Raw genomic sequence first — 14,960 nt, forward strand, 5'->3', positions numbered from 1 at the left:
CCCCTTCTTTCAGCGGGTTAATCTGGGACGGTCTGTCGAAGCAACAGCTGCGGCTTGGTTAGGGAATACTGCTGCCGGAGGCGCTTGACGCGCCGCAGTGCCGACGTCTCTTTCCTGCGCTACTAGCTCCCGTCGGACACGGGGCTCGATGCGGCTGAGGCCATTTTCGCTTCTAGCCGAGAGGCCTTTTCCGGGGTGTCAATGTACTGAGAAAGAGCAGGTTTCGGCCCGAAGATATGCCGCCAGACGATCTGGATTTCATTGTTGTGTCGGCGGACCTCGGTGCTGATCGTCGGTACGAGATGCGCATGGGCACAAATCAGCGCATCGCTTGACCGGTCCTGGCCGACGGTCATCCTGTACGCGAATTGAGCGATTGTTCGATTGAACCGGCGAATTTTGTGCTTATCCGTGACGTCGCGGTGCCGTGACAGGACGCCAAACGGCTGACGCTTGCTTGAACCGAGCACCAGCATGCGGGCGGTCAGGGGAAAGATCAGCTCGATGTCACCGGAGTGATCGTAGGGGGTGCGTGCGAGCAGCGGTTTGCGCGGGTCATAGGTGCACACCGGATTGTCGGAGGTGAGGAATGGGATGTCGGTCTTGTTGTGAAGAACCTCGAATCCAAGCCGAAAGCAGAGATCGCCGAACGTCTGGAATTCGTCCTCCATCGCGAGCAGAGTTTCTTGCGGATTGATGCCGACCGGGACTGTGTCGAACTGACCGGCGTAGCGTTCCAAGTCTGGGGGCAGTTTACCGATTTCCTCGAGCACCTTGCATTCGCTTCGCAGCTTAGCCTCCAGCATAAGCGCAATGCGATCACGGGTCGCCGGAACGCGCGTGCACATGATCGTTTGCATGCCTTGGACATTGAAGGATAAAGCCGGTGAAAGACGACGTGCTTGAAGCGCACGGACGGTCTCCGGCCAAACGGTCTCGATCGGATTCCAGAGGTCTTCGAATCTGTGGTTTTCTTGACCGCCACCGGGGAGTTTCTGAGAGTAATAGTAGTTCTCGTACCCAGTTGCCCTCGGCTGCTTCGGCAGCGGTGCCTCTGGCGCCTCGGCCCGATAGACTTGGACGCGGCCGCGGTCATCGGCGAAGCCTTCCATATAGGTGACCGAGATGAAGTGGTGTTTTCGGTTTGTCCGTCCCGCCCCGCTGCGGACCGGATTGAAGATGCTAAATGGCCTCACATCGCCGTCGATGGGGACGTCTCCCCATTTGCCAAAATAGAAGGGTGACTGCTCCATGGTCCTGTGGTCGGGCTCCCCGGTTACTGCACCTTGTCGGGCATGACCCTGCGGATTGGCATCCTCAGCTTCGGCTCTTCACGAAGCGCCGCGTGGCGTCCGTTTTCACCACCCGGATCGAATTGTACTGGCTGGCGAGTACCTTGTAGTCGACGATCAGCTTGCGGGCCATCAGATAGGCCAGAGCGGGGTTTATGCGCCTCGGCTCCCAGCCGTACCGCTCGGCGACCTGGCCTGTATCGTGGGGCATCAACGGGTCGTTGATCAGGTCGGCAGCGATACGCAGCGCGTCATCTTCGGGCGACCAATCCATGAAATATTTGTCGAATGTGGCAAACAGGTCCTCCTTGGGCAAGACGAGGCCGAAGCTGACGGAAACCAGATCGCGCAGCTCGTGCAGAGCGTCCTCGATGTCCTCCTCTGACGCTTCAATGGTGGCCGCCAGCTCATCTACCCCTTTCTGAGGGTGCGAGAACATTGCATCCGACGTCTCCTCAACAAAGATCTTGGCAATTGCCGTTGCGACCTTGGAGTAACCCGTCGCCGGCTGCACAGCCGCAATGGGCGCTGGGCCGAGCTGCGGCTTGCGTGTCACGCCATGGATGTCGTTCACCAGATTGCGCACGCCTTCGTCTAGGCGCGCGGCATCAAGTTCTGGCGAGAGCATGCCCGACAGAAGCGGCGGCAATTCCCGTGCCGCGACACCGTAGCGAAGGGCTATGAAGCGCGCCTGCCCAGAGATGCGGCGGACCAGGCCGGCATCCATCTCCTGCTGGACCCACGGCTTCTGCATGGCGCTCGGAGTCAGCAGCACGATGAAATGCGTGCAGTTGCCCAGTCCCTCGTCGATTTTGCGGCGCAAGGAATCTCCGGAACGGATCTCCCATTCCGCCCACCAGGTATCGATTCCATCCGCCATCAGGGCGCGCGCGACCGTCTCTGCTAGCTCGCGATCGTCGAACGAGTAGCTGAGAAAGGCTTTCGGGGAGCCCTGTTGCAGGGGCAGGAACACAGTCGACGCCTGCTCATTGTCGCTCATCTTGTCCTTCACCAGCGCGAGAAGCTGCGGCGAGCCCTCAATACTGAGCCGCAAATCGTCAAGGGCTTCTCCAAGGACCAGGACAGTGGGAAATTCGCCTGTATCAGGATGGCGAATGGCACTGAACCTCTCCCACAGCTGTTCCTTGATGCTCTCGACAGCCGCAGCTTCAAAATCCTTTGCAAAATCCCCCGAATCAAACGGCCGGCCATTGTATCGCATGCCCATATTGAGTCCTCGTGTTGGTCCCTTGATATGAACATACGCAGAACAAATATCAAAGGGAGGCCATTGAAAAACCACGGTAGATTACGGGTCCGGTACCGGAAATCTTTCGAGTTTCCGGAGCCGAGGGATCCATATTGAGGACAATGGCGTGACGGCAGGACTTGAACCTGCGACCTCCTCGCCCCTAGATAGCGGTGTCACGCACCACCCAGGTCGAAAGCGAGGCGCTCTATCCTCTGAGCTACGCCACGATCTGCCTATGCATCGTTGTCCACGACCAGCTGCGGCTTCTTACGCTCCAACCGGTTCGATCTCTCCTCGGCCGCCTTCTTGATCTCGGCGGCCTTTTCCAAGGCAAACGGCCTGGCGGCCTCGATCAGGCCATCGAAATGATAGCGGTTCGTCATGCTGCCATTGGGCGTGTTGCGCCGTTCCTCCCGGCCAAGAAGTTTAAGGGCCTCGAGGGCGGCAATGCGTTTCTGAATGGTGCGGGGCGTCACCCCGATTGCCTTGGCGATCGTCTCGACCGAGGGGTGGGGCAGGTTGTCGGGCAGCCACCAGTACTGGACCAGGTGGATGATGATGTTCATGTCGAGCGCATCGAGGCCGAGAGCCTGCTGCTTCTCGATGATGATGTTGGGGAAAGCGCTCCAGCCCGTGGCCATGAGTGCCTTGGTCCACTTCTTCTCGTTGGTGCGTAGCTTGTCGACGTCTGCTTTGGCGGTTTCTGGCTGGGCCATATGAGGCTCCCTGTGGTGAACTGCATCCAGATATGGTGGTTTCCCGTGATGACGCAAGGGCATTGGGGACGGTTCTGCATTCAGGGGGAGGGTGTTTCAAGGTTCGTCCGGCCTATGTCCCTGGATTCAGGGGCCGGGGAACCGCGCTGCGCCCGAAGAAGAGCCCGAAGAAGAGGACTTGATAATATGAAGTGTTGATCAGACGAACCGTGCTATATGCAAGCGATAAGATAGGGACCCCCCGACCAGAGGTTCACCCGGGGTGTTGACAAAGAGAGCGTCAATACCCATACTTTGGACGTGAGCATCGCTCCGGGGTTGGCGCCAGGCGCCAGCCGAACTTTTCAAAACGAAGGCCCGGCTAGTCCGGGTCTTTGTTTTTTATCCATTCAAAGCAGCTGTATTTGATGCCGCAGGATGCCAGGTCCTCGGGCGGCAGGTGCGCGTCGATCAAACGCTTGTGGTCCATCAGGGCCCTGTAGGGCCGGTAGGACGGGTCATAGCCGCCCTTGGCCATCGGATAGAGGTAGAGATCGGCGATTTGCAGCATCGGTGTGGATTTGGTTCTGCCGCGGGGCTCCCCGCGCACGATGTCCCTAAACTCCTCGGCAGTTAACGACCCGTAGCTGGCGGAGTTGGCGCCGTCGAACGGCATCCCTTGCGTCTTCAGGATCCGCGTGTAGGCCACCAGGTCGCGGTCCTCGGCTTTGCCGGCGCGCTCGAAGAACACGCGCAGCTTGCGGTCCTGGCTGCGGGCATATTTGGCGGCGCGCTCGATCAGGATGCAGTAGGCGGTCTTGCACATGAACCAGAGCTGGTCCCGGTACCGGTCGCGGTAGCGGGCAACATAGCCCGGTCGGTCGATGACTGCGGCGATGCCGATCACGGGCAGCGCAAGCAGCATTCCCTGCAAATCTCCCAGGAATTCAAAAGCGGACTCCGGCTTCTTCAGCCAGCCGAAGTCGCCACGACCGCCCCGGATCGCCCAGGAGTGAAGCGGATAGGTGATTCCGTGCTTCTGGCAGAAGGCCTTGTGGCGGGCATAGAGCTCATCGACGTCTTCCTCGTTGATGAGGATGCCGCCGAGGGCGAAATAATCCAGCTCGTCCCGCCGCTTCTCCTTTGGTTGTCGGTCTGGCTCGCGGCTGCCGCTATCATCGAGGTAAAGGTGGATTTCACGGTCCGTCACGGGCAGGCTTTCATTGTCCGCACAGCTTGGCGCAAAAACCGCAGGCTGCATAGCAATCTGATGACCCGGCCGGGCGAGGGGGTTGAGCGCGGCGGCTTCTTGGCATTGCGTTCCGCTTTTCACGGATCATCCGTCACAAGGAGCAGCTTGCCCTCGTTCTCAAATCCGATATCCAGTTTAGATTAGCCTTCTCAATCGGGGATGGACGCGGATGCTTCTATGGCCAAGACCTCCAAGCCCGCGATCTCCTGCATCACCTTGCCGGCGATGCCCTGCAGATCGCCGTACATTCCGACGGTCGACTCGATGACACCCTGGATCTGAGCCTCCCGCTTTGCCCACAGGCGGATTGTGGCTTTCCTTTCCTTGGCAAGGTCGTCCTGCATATCGGAGAATTTCTCGACGATCGCCTCGACCCGGTGGCGAAACCTGGGGCCAGTCAGATAGCCGTAGACCTGCTCCATCTTGGTGGCCTGGCCGTCCTGGGCGAGGCGGGAGTTGGCGAGCTCGATGAGGGACTGCCGGAGCATGATCGCGATCGGAATCGCGCATTTGGGATGGGCGATGTAGACGCCATCCACCAGATCGAACGTTTCGACCCCCGCAGGCAGCGCCTCGGAGATCATCAACGCGATGTCTGCCTTGGCGGCGCGCTGGTCTGTCCGCAGCTTGCCCAGCCAGCCTTGGCTCCAGTTCTTGGTGCGTTTTGATTCCCACAGGATCGCGCCGCACGGCTGGCCGGCCGGTCCCACCACGCGTTGCAGCACGTCACCACCGAACTCACCCTTGGCGACCGGTTCGATGATGTCCATCGGGAACCGGCTGGCGATCAGCGACTCCAGCTCGAGCTCAAGGACCTCGCCCTGAAGCTGCTGAGATCCTTGCTCGGCGCGGCGCTTCAGCTCCTCGATCTGGCGCTGCATGCCGGCAATCTGTTCCTCTTTCTCGGCCACCTTCATCTTGAGGCCGTCTTCGGCTTCGGTCCTGGCCTTGACGCGGACGGCGTCCAACCCTTCCTGGATCCTCTTTTCGATGGTCAGCGCCATTTCGCGCTTTTCATCGTCGAGCGCCCGCTGCTGCTTCATAAATTCGGCCTGCTGCAACTGCGCCGCAGCGAGCTTTTCGTCCCGCGCCCTCAGCGTCGTTTCCATCTCGCCCAGCCTCCTGTCCTTGTCCTCAAGGTCGGTCGAGACGAGAAGTTTTGCCTTGCGGGCCTCTTCGGCGGCGATGGCGGCACGTTCGAGCTTGAGTTTTTCGGCGACCTGGCTGTCGATGTCATCCCGGGCGGCGTCGATAGCCGCCTGCTTGCGTTGAACCTCCTCCTCCCTGGCCGTCATGGCGGCGTTGCTCTGCGCCAGTCGCCGTTCATATTCCTCGCGCGTGGCCGCAATCAGCGGCGCCGCGAGCGACTCATTGAGCTTGATGTCGGTCTTGCAGCTCGGGCAGCTGATTGTCGGCTCACTGAGAGTCCTGGGCTGGACAGTCATCAGGCAGATCCTCGCAAGGGAACGTGGTGCAAAAGAACGCCTCAAAGTATACAGGATTGCAGGGCGGCCGAATAGAACAAAGAGTGAACTTGCCAGTTATCCCCCGGAGAGGGTACCTGCTTGGTCACCTCTTCGACCGAACCGTGGTGAGGGGAGCAAAAGTGCTGACCGCAGATGAAGGGCTATGAGTTTCTGGATCAATTGCTGTCCGAGGAGCGCACCGCTCTGAACAGCAGCCTCGATCGGTTTCTCGTGTTGAACCCGTCGCTGGCCGATCTTCAGATCAACGTTGTATTCGAGAAAGAGCCAAAGGGTGATGAAATCATCCGTGTGGGCCGCAAGGTATTGCCAGACATTGAGCGTTTCCAGGAGACCCTCAAATCATATCTTGCGCAACAGGAGATAGCGCTTCCGGTGCTGCAGATCGATGTCGGGACACCTTAAGATCAAGGCTCGGCCAAAGCGGAGGCCGTTGCGGCGAAGCCGGTAAGCGCGAACGGAACTTTCAAATCGATAGACTACTTGGCCTCGAGTTCTATGAAACGGAAGTTGCTTCGCAAGTGCCCCAACGCTAGTGTTCGCTTCAAAGTACGCGCGGGGGCGCAGTGGGGTTTAGATACAGAAAGTCATTGAGGCTTATTCCCGGCGTTCGCCTGAACGTCACCGGGAAGGGGCTCAGCAGTGCCTCCTTTGGCAAGCCCGGCTCCACATTGAACATGGGCCGTGGCGGCATTCAGAGCACTGTTGGTCTTCCCGGTTCGGGCATGTCCTATTCTTCCAAGCGCAGCGGCAAATCCGCTCTTTTTCTGGGTTTATTGATCGCAGCACTCGTGGCCCTGATCTACCACGCCGCCAGAGGGAGCCGTGCGGCGCAAGTCTCCTTGCTTGTTATCGGCGTCGTCGGTGTGGGGGCGGCCTTGATGGCCCAGAATTCCGACACAAAATCCAGCGCTATGCCAAACCCGACATTGGCACCCCGAACCGATCGCCAGGAACCAGGGCAGACCAAACCGCTGCCGCCGGCAAGCCGCGACATCAGCCCTTCGAATCTGCCGCCATTTGTGAAAGCAGCCAAAGCGCCGGTTCAGCAGGACGCACCTGTTGGCGATAGCTGGCCCACCTCCGCTGGTGATCAGAAAACGCCAAGCACGTTATCGGGAGCCGATCCGGGTTCCTCGGTAGCGGTCGAGCCGCCGCCAGGCGAGCACTTCCCAACGGCAGTCGTGACCAGGACGGCGAATATCCGTTCGGATCCTTCAATGGCCGGGGCCGTGGTGAGTCAGGTGCCGGCGGGCAGCACTCTGACAGTCGTCGAAATCAGCGGTCGCTGGGCGCGGATCAGCAAGGACGATGTCACTTTAGGGTGGATCAACCGGTCGCTACTCGCGGCGCAGCCTTCCTACCAGTAGCACACCGGGCTCCTGCCACCGGGCCTGCTGTAGGCGCTCCGGCCCCCGCATAAACGCCCATTGCGCATCAGGTCGTATGGGCAATCGCATCTGCCTACCACGGCGTCTCTGACAGGCTCGCCCGAGGCATGCTCGGAAACGCTGCCGTCATCTGATGCAGCTGCTGGAGCGACCGGTGTGTTCGAAGTCAGCTCGACCGGCTTCGCCTCGCTGAGATAGTCGCCATGGATCCATCCGATCTGTGCGGAGACCGTCACATTGTACCAGTCTCCCTGTTGACCGTTTGTCTGGACCAGGTCGCCCAGTGGAAGCGTGGTGATGATACGCGCCTCGGTGTCCGGCGCGACCCTGACACGGACGTTTTTGGTGGTGTACAGCCAGCGAACCAACGTGGCGGGGCTAGGCTTCTGGGCAGCCACCGCGTCGGGCTTTGCATAGGCAATCGAGCTGCTGCTCGGTTGTACCCGAGGCGCCGCGGTGGTGGTTGCCGCGGGGACCGCGGGCGGGGCGGGGGGTGGCGACCGGGCGTCGATGCTCGACATGGCCCACCCGATTGCGCAGAAAACCGCGATGCCCCAGCCGATCCGTTGTTGGCTGACCATTTCACCCTCCCTGCACAATACAAAACAGAGCAGTCCGCGAAAGTCGAATCGACTTTTGGGTGGCTAAATCTCAAGTCAATTGACAGCAGAAACCGAGCATCTGTAGATAGGGAGGGGATTGAAAATTGGGGCGGGCAAGCGCATCGACGCGCTTTGCAATTCCGGTTTCAATAATTTTTGGACGCTACCTGCCGAGTGCCGGGAGACCCGGGCTTGCGGGAAGCGATATTTCGGCGAAAAAGGCGAGTAAAATGTCCAACCAATTTGATCAGATACCGTTTGGGGCGGCAGAGTTCGCGGATAACCCCGAACCTCGGTGCCCGTGCCTCCTTCTGCTCGACACCTCCTATTCCATGAGCGGAGCGCCGATCGACGCGCTGAACCAAGGCCTTGTCGCTTTCAAGGACGAGCTCGCGGCCGACAGCCTGGCGATGAAACGTGTCGAGGTCGCCATCGTCACCTTCGGACCGGTCAACATCGTCGCGCCGTTTCAGACCGCTGACCTGTTTACGCCTAGTACGCTAGCGACCAGCGGCGACACCCCAATGGGTGCGGCGATCGAGCAGGGCCTCGAGATGTTGCGACGTCGCAAAGATGAGTACCGCGCGAACGGCATCTCCTATTACCGGCCCTGGGTGTTTCTGATGACGGACGGCGCGCCCACGGACAGCATCGTCGCTGCCGAAAACGCGGTCAAATCCGGCGAGGCGGCAAAGGCGTTTTCGTTCTTCGCCGTTGGCGTCGAGGGTGCCAACATGGACATCCTCGCCAAGCTCTCCACACGCCAGCCGCTGAAGCTAAGTGGCCTCAAATTCCGCGAGCTGTTCTCATGGCTGTCCGCATCGCTGTCGGGCGTCTCTCAGTCGCAGGTCGGACAGACCGTGGCCCTCCAGTCCCCCGCAGGCTGGGCTGAGGTGTGATGTCTTGGCGCATAGCGTCGGCTAGCGCCATCGGCACTTCGCATGTCACGGCCGGCAAGCCCTGTCAGGATAATTCGGTCCATGCCCTGATCGAGAGCAGGGAAGGTCCAATCCTCGCGGCCGCTGTCTGCGACGGCGCTGGCAGTGCGGCGCACTCGGAGGTTGGGTCTTGGCTAGCCGGGCAGAACCTGCTGGAGCTCATTTTCGTGCACTTCGCGGAGAACGGTGCGCTCGATCAGATCGACCGGCCAAAAGCGTTGGGCTGGGTGACCGAAATTGCCGAGCGCATCGCTGCTCATGCGCGCGCACTCGGGCACGAGGTGCGCGATTATGCATGCACGCTGCTTGTTGCCATCCTCGGCCCCACAAGCACGGTGTTCTTTCAGGTCGGTGACGGCGCAATGGTCGTTTCGCACGGCAGTGAAGACGGATGGTCCTACGTGTTCTGGCCGCAGCACGGCGAGTTTGCCAACACGACCAACTTCGCCACGTCATCAAATGTCGCGGATGTCCTCGAATTCGAGTTCGCGCCGCGGCGCATTGACGAAGTCGCGCTCTTCTCCGACGGTATCGAGAACCTCGTCCTGCACCAGGCTTCGCGCAGCGTCCATCAGCCCTTCTTCGATACGATGTTCCCGGCCGTGAGACGATCGGCGGTGGCGGGCGAGGACTCTACGCTGTCGGATGGGCTGAAGGCCTATCTGCTTTCGCCGCAGATCTGCGAGAGGACCGATGATGACAAGTCGCTGATCCTGGCCACGAGATCGCCAGCTGAACCGAGGGTGGCCGCAAAATGAATGCCAAGGTCCGCGAGGTGTTCACCCTGCGAGGGGAAGCCCTCAAACTTGGCGAGATCGTCGGCCAGGGCGGCGAGGGCGCCGTCTACGACTTGGCTGCACACAAGAACCATGTCGCCAAGATCTACCACCGGCCCCTCGAGCAGCAGAGGATCGACAAGATCCGTGCGATGGGCAAGATCAAGACCGGTTCACTCGAAAAGCTGACGGCCTGGCCGACGGGGCTGGTCTGCTCCAAGGATAGCAAGCCCATCGGGCTGATCATGCCGAAGATCAGCGGTCGCAAGAGCATCCATCAGCTCTACAGCCCCAAAAGCCGCAGAACCGACTTTCAGCGGGTTGATTGGCGATTTCTGACCCGTGTGGCGGCAAACACCGCGAGAGCATTTGCGGCCGTTCATGACAACGCCTGCGTCATCGGCGATGTGAACCACGGCGGTGTGCTGGTTGCGCAGGACGCTACCGTGCGCCTGATCGACTGCGACAGCTTCCAGGTCTCCTATCTGGGCCAGCAATATCTTTGCGAGGTGGGCATCGAGACCTTCACACCGCCGGAGCTGCAGAGCAGATCGTTTTCGGGCATCGTGAGGACGCCCAATCACGACAATTTCGGTTTGGCCGTGATGGTGTTCCTGTTGCTGTTCATGGGAAAACACCCCTTTGCCGGCCGCTACGCGGGAACCGGCGACATGCCGATCTCGAAGGCGATCGAGGAGTACCGCTTTCCCTACGGGGCGAACGCCCCCGCGGTCGGAATGGCGAGGCCTCCGAGTTCCCCCGAACTCGCCATCGTCGGCCCACGACTTGCAAAGATGTTTGAGGATGCCTTCTCGCAAAGGGGAACGTCGGCTGGCAGGCCCGTGGCCCGGGACTGGGTGGCTGCCTTGGCCGAACTTGAAGCTAACCTCAAGCAGTGCTCCGCCAATTCCAGCCACTGGTCACTTGGCTCATCGCCGTGCCCTTGGTGCAAAATGGAAGGCGCTACGGGCGTCCCGCTCTTCTCCACCGTTGTTCCCGCCGGCGGGGCGACGCTTTTCGATATCGCCGGATTCCAGCGGCAGGTGGACGCCATCCCACATCCCGGGCCGGTGCCGACCGTCCCCGAAACGAATGTGACACCAGATCCCAACGCCTTGAAGCTCAAGGGGCACGCGCGCCGCACCAACTTCCGGGCCGGAATAGCGGCCGCAGTGGTTGGCGTCGCTGGCTTGATGATGGCGCAGATCTGGGTGCTGGGCATCGCCTTGGGGGTCTTTCTGGGGTTGAGAGGTTTCTTGAACAGGGACAGTGAGGCTGCGGATACCGGCGCGTCGCCGCCGAGGCCGCCACCCAGTGGAAAAACGCGCAAACCACGTGGATGCAGAGGGCCGGGCCGGACGCTTTCGACAGGCAAAAAACGGTGCTCGCCGGGCTCAGGCGCGAATGGGACATCTTGCCTTCCAAACGGGTAGCCAGGATCTCGGAGCTCGAGCGCAACCGCCGTCAGGCGCAACTGCACCGGTTCCTGGACAACTTTGAAATCTCATCGGCAAAGATCGAGAGCATCGGACCGGGCAAGAAACAGGTCCTGGAGTCGTATGGCATCGAAACAGCGCTCGATGTCGAGAGAAACAAGCTTTACAGCGTGCCTGGATTCGGACCCAAAACCGCGCAGAAGTTGTTGAATTGGCGAAAGTCCGTCGAAGCCCGCTTCGTCTTCGACCCCTCCCGAGCGATCGATCCACGCGATATCGCGCAGATCGACCAGGACATTCTCGGCGACCGCAAGCGGCTGCAGGGCGCCTTGGTTCTCGGTCTTGAGCAACTCAAGCAGACAAGAGCCCAGATTCTTGCCGCCCGTGAACACAGTCGCCCGGAAATGGAGCGATTGCGATTGGTATTGGATCAGTCGTCGGCAAACGTTGCCGCGATTTCAGGTTGAGACGGCTAACGATGGTTCGCCAATCAGGCTCGGTGAGTTGTGGCATACCTTCATCACCCTGGTTGCGCGTCACTGTGAATTACCGATTTCACCTTGTTGGAGGCCTCGACGGTTTTTGCCGGCCGGAGCGTTGACTTGAAGAGAGGTGAACGGCGGCTTTGCGCCCAATTGCAGCCGCTCCGGTGTCGTCGACCGGCTCCCAAAAGCGGACATCCGCCAGCCCTTGGCACGACGTCCAATTCGGACGGTAACGGACTTGGACGATACCTACTCTGAATTGGGCAAGATTGACCACGTCGCCCTTACTTGGCCCGCCAGCTTCTGGCCCTGGCGAGACCGGAGTAGGCACTGCCTGAACTTGAGAGGGAGCTGGAAGCCAACGGGATTCTCAAAGTGAAACAGCGAACGAGCGCGATTCGCCGCCTGCTAATGCTGCATTTACTGGCTAGCGAGACCTGGACGAAATTTGGATACCGCCCACGGCGAGGAAGCGTTCGCCGGGAAATCCGATCGACCGCATGTATTCTCCACCCGCAATACCCAGCATGGTTGCAGAAAGGCCGAGCCATTCGGCCACGAGACCTATTGTGGCCGCCAGGGCTCCGGAATCGCGCCACACCAAGCTCTCCGGATTGTTGTACGCCGCTGAGACCTTGTCCATGTCGGCCACGAACCGAAGCGTGCAGCCTGCGGCCCCCGGAAGCAGCTGGACCACCTCCGCCCGATTTAATGCAGCCGAGCCAGCGCGGTGGTTGAGCTCAGCGAACCCATGCCTGGGCAAGTATAGCCTCGGCTGCCCATCGTTTGCGCACATCTGGCAGACTATATGGATGCAGTGAAGCCCGCCCGCCGCCGGCGCTGGCCGCCGCTCAATCTCGATCCCGGCGCGCCCGACGCCGCCGTTCGTGACCGTTCTGGCCGAATGCCAGAGCACCGCCTCGATATCCGACCAAGCAATATCACCCCCGACGCTTGATCGGCGGGCCTGCAGCGTTTCCTGGAAGGCGTGCTCATGCGTTGGCTGCGGCGGGTCCAGCACCGATAGGGTGCAGTCGGGCGGGAGCCACGCAACCCATTTCCCTGCTGGCGTTCGAGGGTGGGGTTCGTCAGTGAGGAGTCCAGCCAAGGGCCTGCCATGTGTTGAAGTGCTTGGTGCAGCCGCGGCACCTGCCGCAAGCGTAGTTGCCGGTATGACAGGAATGCGCCCAGGCAAGCGTGCCCTGATCGATTCCCGATCGACGCACCAGCTCAACCGCATCGAGTTCGATGGCGGGCGCCTCGACGACTATCCCGCCCTCCTGCATGGCCATGAGCCGCGATGCCCGCTCCACGAACTCCGGCCGACCGTCGGCGTGGGCGCCATCGGTGGCCAGAGCGCCTATCAGCAGCCGCGACACGTCACGGCGCACCGCCGCCATTCCGGCCAGCGTGACGAGCAGTTGGTTCCGGAAGGGCCACCATTCCGACACTGGCGCCGCGGCGTCGGGCGCGGTACCGGCCATGTCGCCAGAACCCAGGGATGAGCAGTCGACCCGGATCACCTCGTGCGAGATGCCGAGCAGTTGGGCCACGTGGCCGGCGGCGTCGATCTCGGCTTCGGCCGGCTTCTGGCCGTAGTCGATGGTCAATGCGACGTCGGGCCGAAGCCACCATGCGATGCTCACAGAGTCCATCCCGCCCGACAGGAGCAAGGCGGTAGTCATCGCGGCAGTCTCCAGACAGCCTGGTAGATGGCGGTCGCGAAGTCGTTGGTCACCGTCGCTCCGGAGCCTACGAACATCTTGAGATCCTCCTCCCGCGAATTCTCGGCCAGCGCGACGACCGGTATGCCCTTGCGGATGGCGTAGCCCGCCTCAAAGACGGTCCCGGGGTCCATCCCGTTGATGATCGCCAGGAGCACGTCGCAGTCCTCGATGCCGGCGAGATCCGCCAGAGCGACGACCTCGGCCGCGCCGGGTCCGACCTCGTGGATGGGCGAGAATACCTGGGCACCTGCTTGCAGCAGGGCACGCCTGCCCTCCTCCACCAGCCAGCGCTGCCCGAGGTCGAAGAACGGCGCCGCCAAGTATATGCGGCCCGTACCCGGGCGCACCTGCTCGAACGGCATCGTGGCAAGCGTGGCGGCGTCCGGGGTGGGAAGGGCGCGGTGGCCGCAGTACCACGCGGTCGCCCGCGACGCGATGTCCGCCGCGTCATCGGGCGCCATGTCCTCCAGGGCCCACATTGCAGCGAACGTTGCGGAGAAGACGTCGCCGGATCCCAATTTCCAAACGCGCTCCGATCGATAGAGGGGGATTTCCCACGCCCCATCCGGCGTGATTACCCGTGCGCCCAAGGCACCCATCTTTAGCACGACCACCTCGGCGCCGTCGTTCCGGAACAGCCAGTCGGCGCCGGCGCGAGGATCTTCCTCGCCCGTGATCGAGCGCATCTCGAGCCTGTTGAGCACCACTGCAAGCCTCTTGGCCGACGAGCCGTTGGCAGTGAACGCGGCAGCGCCGAAAGCGGATTGTGGATCGTAAACCGCGATGTTGGCGGCGACGACGGCATCGCCCTCGAGCATGCCGTAGCGGAGCACGACGTCGTCTTTGACTGCGAGCGGCGGTCGCTGGCCCATCAAGCCGATCGGCGGCGATATGACAGGGTCGCCAAGCGTATGTGCGTAGTCAAACAACACCAGGAAAGGCAGGTCCGTGGGTACCAACTCGAAGTCGGCGAGCTCGGCGAGGAGTTCGACTTCGCTCCGCGCCCGATCGCCCATGTAAGCGTGCAACCGCTTCCGCGAAGCCTTGACGGTGCCGAGTGCCTGGGCGGCGCGACCGGCGGACCCGAGGACGGCATCCCAGGTCGGTTGCAGGCAGCGCTCGCGGTAGATGCCGCCGACCACCGAAAGGCTGCGCATCAGACGGGAACCACCTCGACGGTGTAGACGCCGCCCGCGATGGCCAGCACCGTCGCCGTGTAGGCCACGCCACGTTGGACGATGCAGTTGATGACTTGCGTATAGCCCAGGAAAGTCAGGGAGCCGCCGATTCGTCCCATCGCGTCACGGACGACAAGGGTGCTGGTAGTGCCGGTGGGGACGACGTCGACGGTGAGAACGGTACCGATGGACACGGGCCCCAGCACGGAAGGCTTGGGGCTGTTGATGGGGGCGTTGTAGGTCTGGCCGCAGGTGTCCGGCCCCCCTCCGATTCCCGGACTCAGATCGTCCCTGCTCGAGCCGCCACCTCCGGACATGCTGTCTTCCCCCTGCTGCGTCCTCCAGTTGAACTCGGATTCGACGCTGGCCGCAAGCCCGCGAATGACGGGCCGATCGATCGCATGGTTCGCCACATCAGTGCATCGAGCAAGGAAGCGCGTAGGCCAGCAGCG

16 protein-coding genes and 1 tRNA gene are annotated in these 14,960 nt (G+C 61.4%); 6 read left to right on the forward strand and 11 right to left on the reverse strand.

The window, feature by feature from the left end; genetic code table 11:
• Positions 1 to 122: 122 nt before the first annotated feature.
• The 6 genes from NKH23_RS13115 to NKH23_RS13140 form a co-directional block, all read right to left on the reverse strand.
• On the reverse strand, positions 123 to 1,253 hold the full coding sequence (locus tag NKH23_RS13115) for a DUF4238 domain-containing protein (RefSeq protein ID WP_023679074.1): 1,131 nt from the start codon (positions 1,251 to 1,253) through the stop codon (positions 123 to 125).
• 64 nt (positions 1,254 to 1,317) lie between these two features.
• Positions 1,318 to 2,520, reverse strand: coding sequence for a toll/interleukin-1 receptor domain-containing protein (locus NKH23_RS13120; RefSeq protein WP_353034779.1), 1,203 nt, complete (start codon positions 2,518 to 2,520; stop codon positions 1,318 to 1,320).
• Between the two features lie 146 nt (positions 2,521 to 2,666).
• Positions 2,667 to 2,771: transfer RNA gene (locus NKH23_RS13125), tRNA-OTHER, on the reverse strand.
• A gap of 6 nt (positions 2,772 to 2,777) precedes the next feature.
• Positions 2,778 to 3,260, reverse strand: a complete 483-nt coding sequence (locus tag NKH23_RS13130) for a helix-turn-helix domain-containing protein (RefSeq protein ID WP_353034781.1) — start codon at positions 3,258 to 3,260, stop codon at positions 2,778 to 2,780.
• Between the two features lie 361 nt (positions 3,261 to 3,621).
• Positions 3,622 to 4,572, reverse strand: a complete 951-nt coding sequence (locus tag NKH23_RS13135) for a DUF3800 domain-containing protein (protein WP_353034783.1) — start codon at positions 4,570 to 4,572, stop codon at positions 3,622 to 3,624.
• A 68-nt stretch (positions 4,573 to 4,640) separates the two neighbouring features.
• On the reverse strand, positions 4,641 to 5,936 hold the full coding sequence (locus NKH23_RS13140; RefSeq protein ID WP_031212405.1) for a DUF2130 domain-containing protein: 1,296 nt from the start codon (positions 5,934 to 5,936) through the stop codon (positions 4,641 to 4,643).
• A 174-nt stretch (positions 5,937 to 6,110) separates the two neighbouring features.
• Between NKH23_RS13140 and NKH23_RS13145 the strand changes: the two genes are divergently transcribed.
• Together NKH23_RS13145 and NKH23_RS13150 are read left to right on the forward strand one after the other, a co-directional pair.
• Positions 6,111 to 6,380: a hypothetical protein gene (locus tag NKH23_RS13145; RefSeq protein WP_023679069.1), complete on the forward strand. Its 270-nt coding sequence runs from the start codon at positions 6,111 to 6,113 to the stop codon at positions 6,378 to 6,380.
• Positions 6,381 to 6,541: 161 nt separating this feature from the next.
• Positions 6,542 to 7,345: a DUF4236 domain-containing protein gene (locus NKH23_RS13150; protein ID WP_353034786.1), complete on the forward strand. Its 804-nt coding sequence runs from the start codon at positions 6,542 to 6,544 to the stop codon at positions 7,343 to 7,345.
• Here NKH23_RS13150 and NKH23_RS13155 read toward each other — a convergent pair.
• Positions 7,336 to 7,947, reverse strand: a complete 612-nt coding sequence (locus NKH23_RS13155) for an SH3 domain-containing protein (protein WP_156937413.1) — start codon at positions 7,945 to 7,947, stop codon at positions 7,336 to 7,338. The two genes, NKH23_RS13150 and NKH23_RS13155, sit on opposite strands and share 10 nt — an antisense overlap.
• Positions 7,948 to 8,198: 251 nt before the next feature.
• On the opposite strand from NKH23_RS13155, the gene NKH23_RS13160 reads away from it, so the two are divergent.
• Genes NKH23_RS13160 through NKH23_RS13175 form a run of 4 tightly spaced genes read left to right on the forward strand, consistent with a single transcriptional unit; the run spans position 8,199 to position 11,585 of the window.
• Complete coding sequence (locus NKH23_RS13160; RefSeq protein WP_023679066.1) at positions 8,199 to 8,867, forward strand: vWA domain-containing protein; 669 nt, start codon at positions 8,199 to 8,201, stop codon at positions 8,865 to 8,867.
• Positions 8,867 to 9,664, forward strand: coding sequence for a PP2C family serine/threonine-protein phosphatase (locus NKH23_RS13165; protein ID WP_023679065.1), 798 nt, complete (start codon positions 8,867 to 8,869; stop codon positions 9,662 to 9,664). The genes NKH23_RS13160 and NKH23_RS13165 overlap by 1 nt, the downstream gene beginning before the upstream one ends.
• Positions 9,661 to 11,115: a helix-hairpin-helix domain-containing protein gene (locus NKH23_RS13170; protein WP_353034789.1), complete on the forward strand. Its 1,455-nt coding sequence runs from the start codon at positions 9,661 to 9,663 to the stop codon at positions 11,113 to 11,115. The genes NKH23_RS13165 and NKH23_RS13170 overlap by 4 nt, the downstream gene beginning before the upstream one ends.
• Entirely contained in the window at positions 11,064 to 11,585 is a 522-nt protein-coding gene (locus NKH23_RS13175; RefSeq protein ID WP_353034791.1) for a helix-hairpin-helix domain-containing protein, read from the forward strand. The genes NKH23_RS13170 and NKH23_RS13175 overlap by 52 nt, the downstream gene beginning before the upstream one ends.
• Before the next feature lie 445 nt (positions 11,586 to 12,030).
• On the opposite strand, the gene NKH23_RS13180 is transcribed toward NKH23_RS13175, so the two are convergent.
• The 4 genes from NKH23_RS13180 to NKH23_RS13195 all read right to left on the reverse strand — a co-directional run bounded on the left by NKH23_RS13180 (position 12,031) and on the right by NKH23_RS13195 (position 14,921).
• Complete coding sequence (locus NKH23_RS13180; protein ID WP_023679063.1) at positions 12,031 to 12,624, reverse strand: nitroreductase family protein; 594 nt, start codon at positions 12,622 to 12,624, stop codon at positions 12,031 to 12,033.
• 67 nt (positions 12,625 to 12,691) lie between these two features.
• Positions 12,692 to 13,288, reverse strand: coding sequence for a 7-cyano-7-deazaguanine synthase (locus tag NKH23_RS13185; RefSeq protein ID WP_023679062.1), 597 nt, complete (start codon positions 13,286 to 13,288; stop codon positions 12,692 to 12,694).
• Positions 13,285 to 14,487 (reverse strand): PfkB family carbohydrate kinase, encoded by a 1,203-nt coding sequence (locus tag NKH23_RS13190; RefSeq protein ID WP_023679061.1) that lies wholly within the window; start codon positions 14,485 to 14,487, stop codon positions 13,285 to 13,287. The genes NKH23_RS13185 and NKH23_RS13190 overlap by 4 nt, the downstream gene beginning before the upstream one ends.
• Positions 14,487 to 14,921 carry a hypothetical protein gene (locus NKH23_RS13195; protein WP_156937412.1) on the reverse strand — a complete coding sequence of 145 codons (435 nt, stop codon included), beginning with the start codon at positions 14,919 to 14,921 and terminating at the stop codon, positions 14,487 to 14,489. Before NKH23_RS13195 ends, NKH23_RS13190 begins: the two co-directional genes overlap by 1 nt.
• Between the last annotated feature and the right edge of the window lie 39 nt (positions 14,922 to 14,960).

The organism is Mesorhizobium sp. M1328, from assembly GCF_040318075.1.
Lineage (GTDB): Bacteria > Pseudomonadota > Alphaproteobacteria > Rhizobiales > Rhizobiaceae > Mesorhizobium.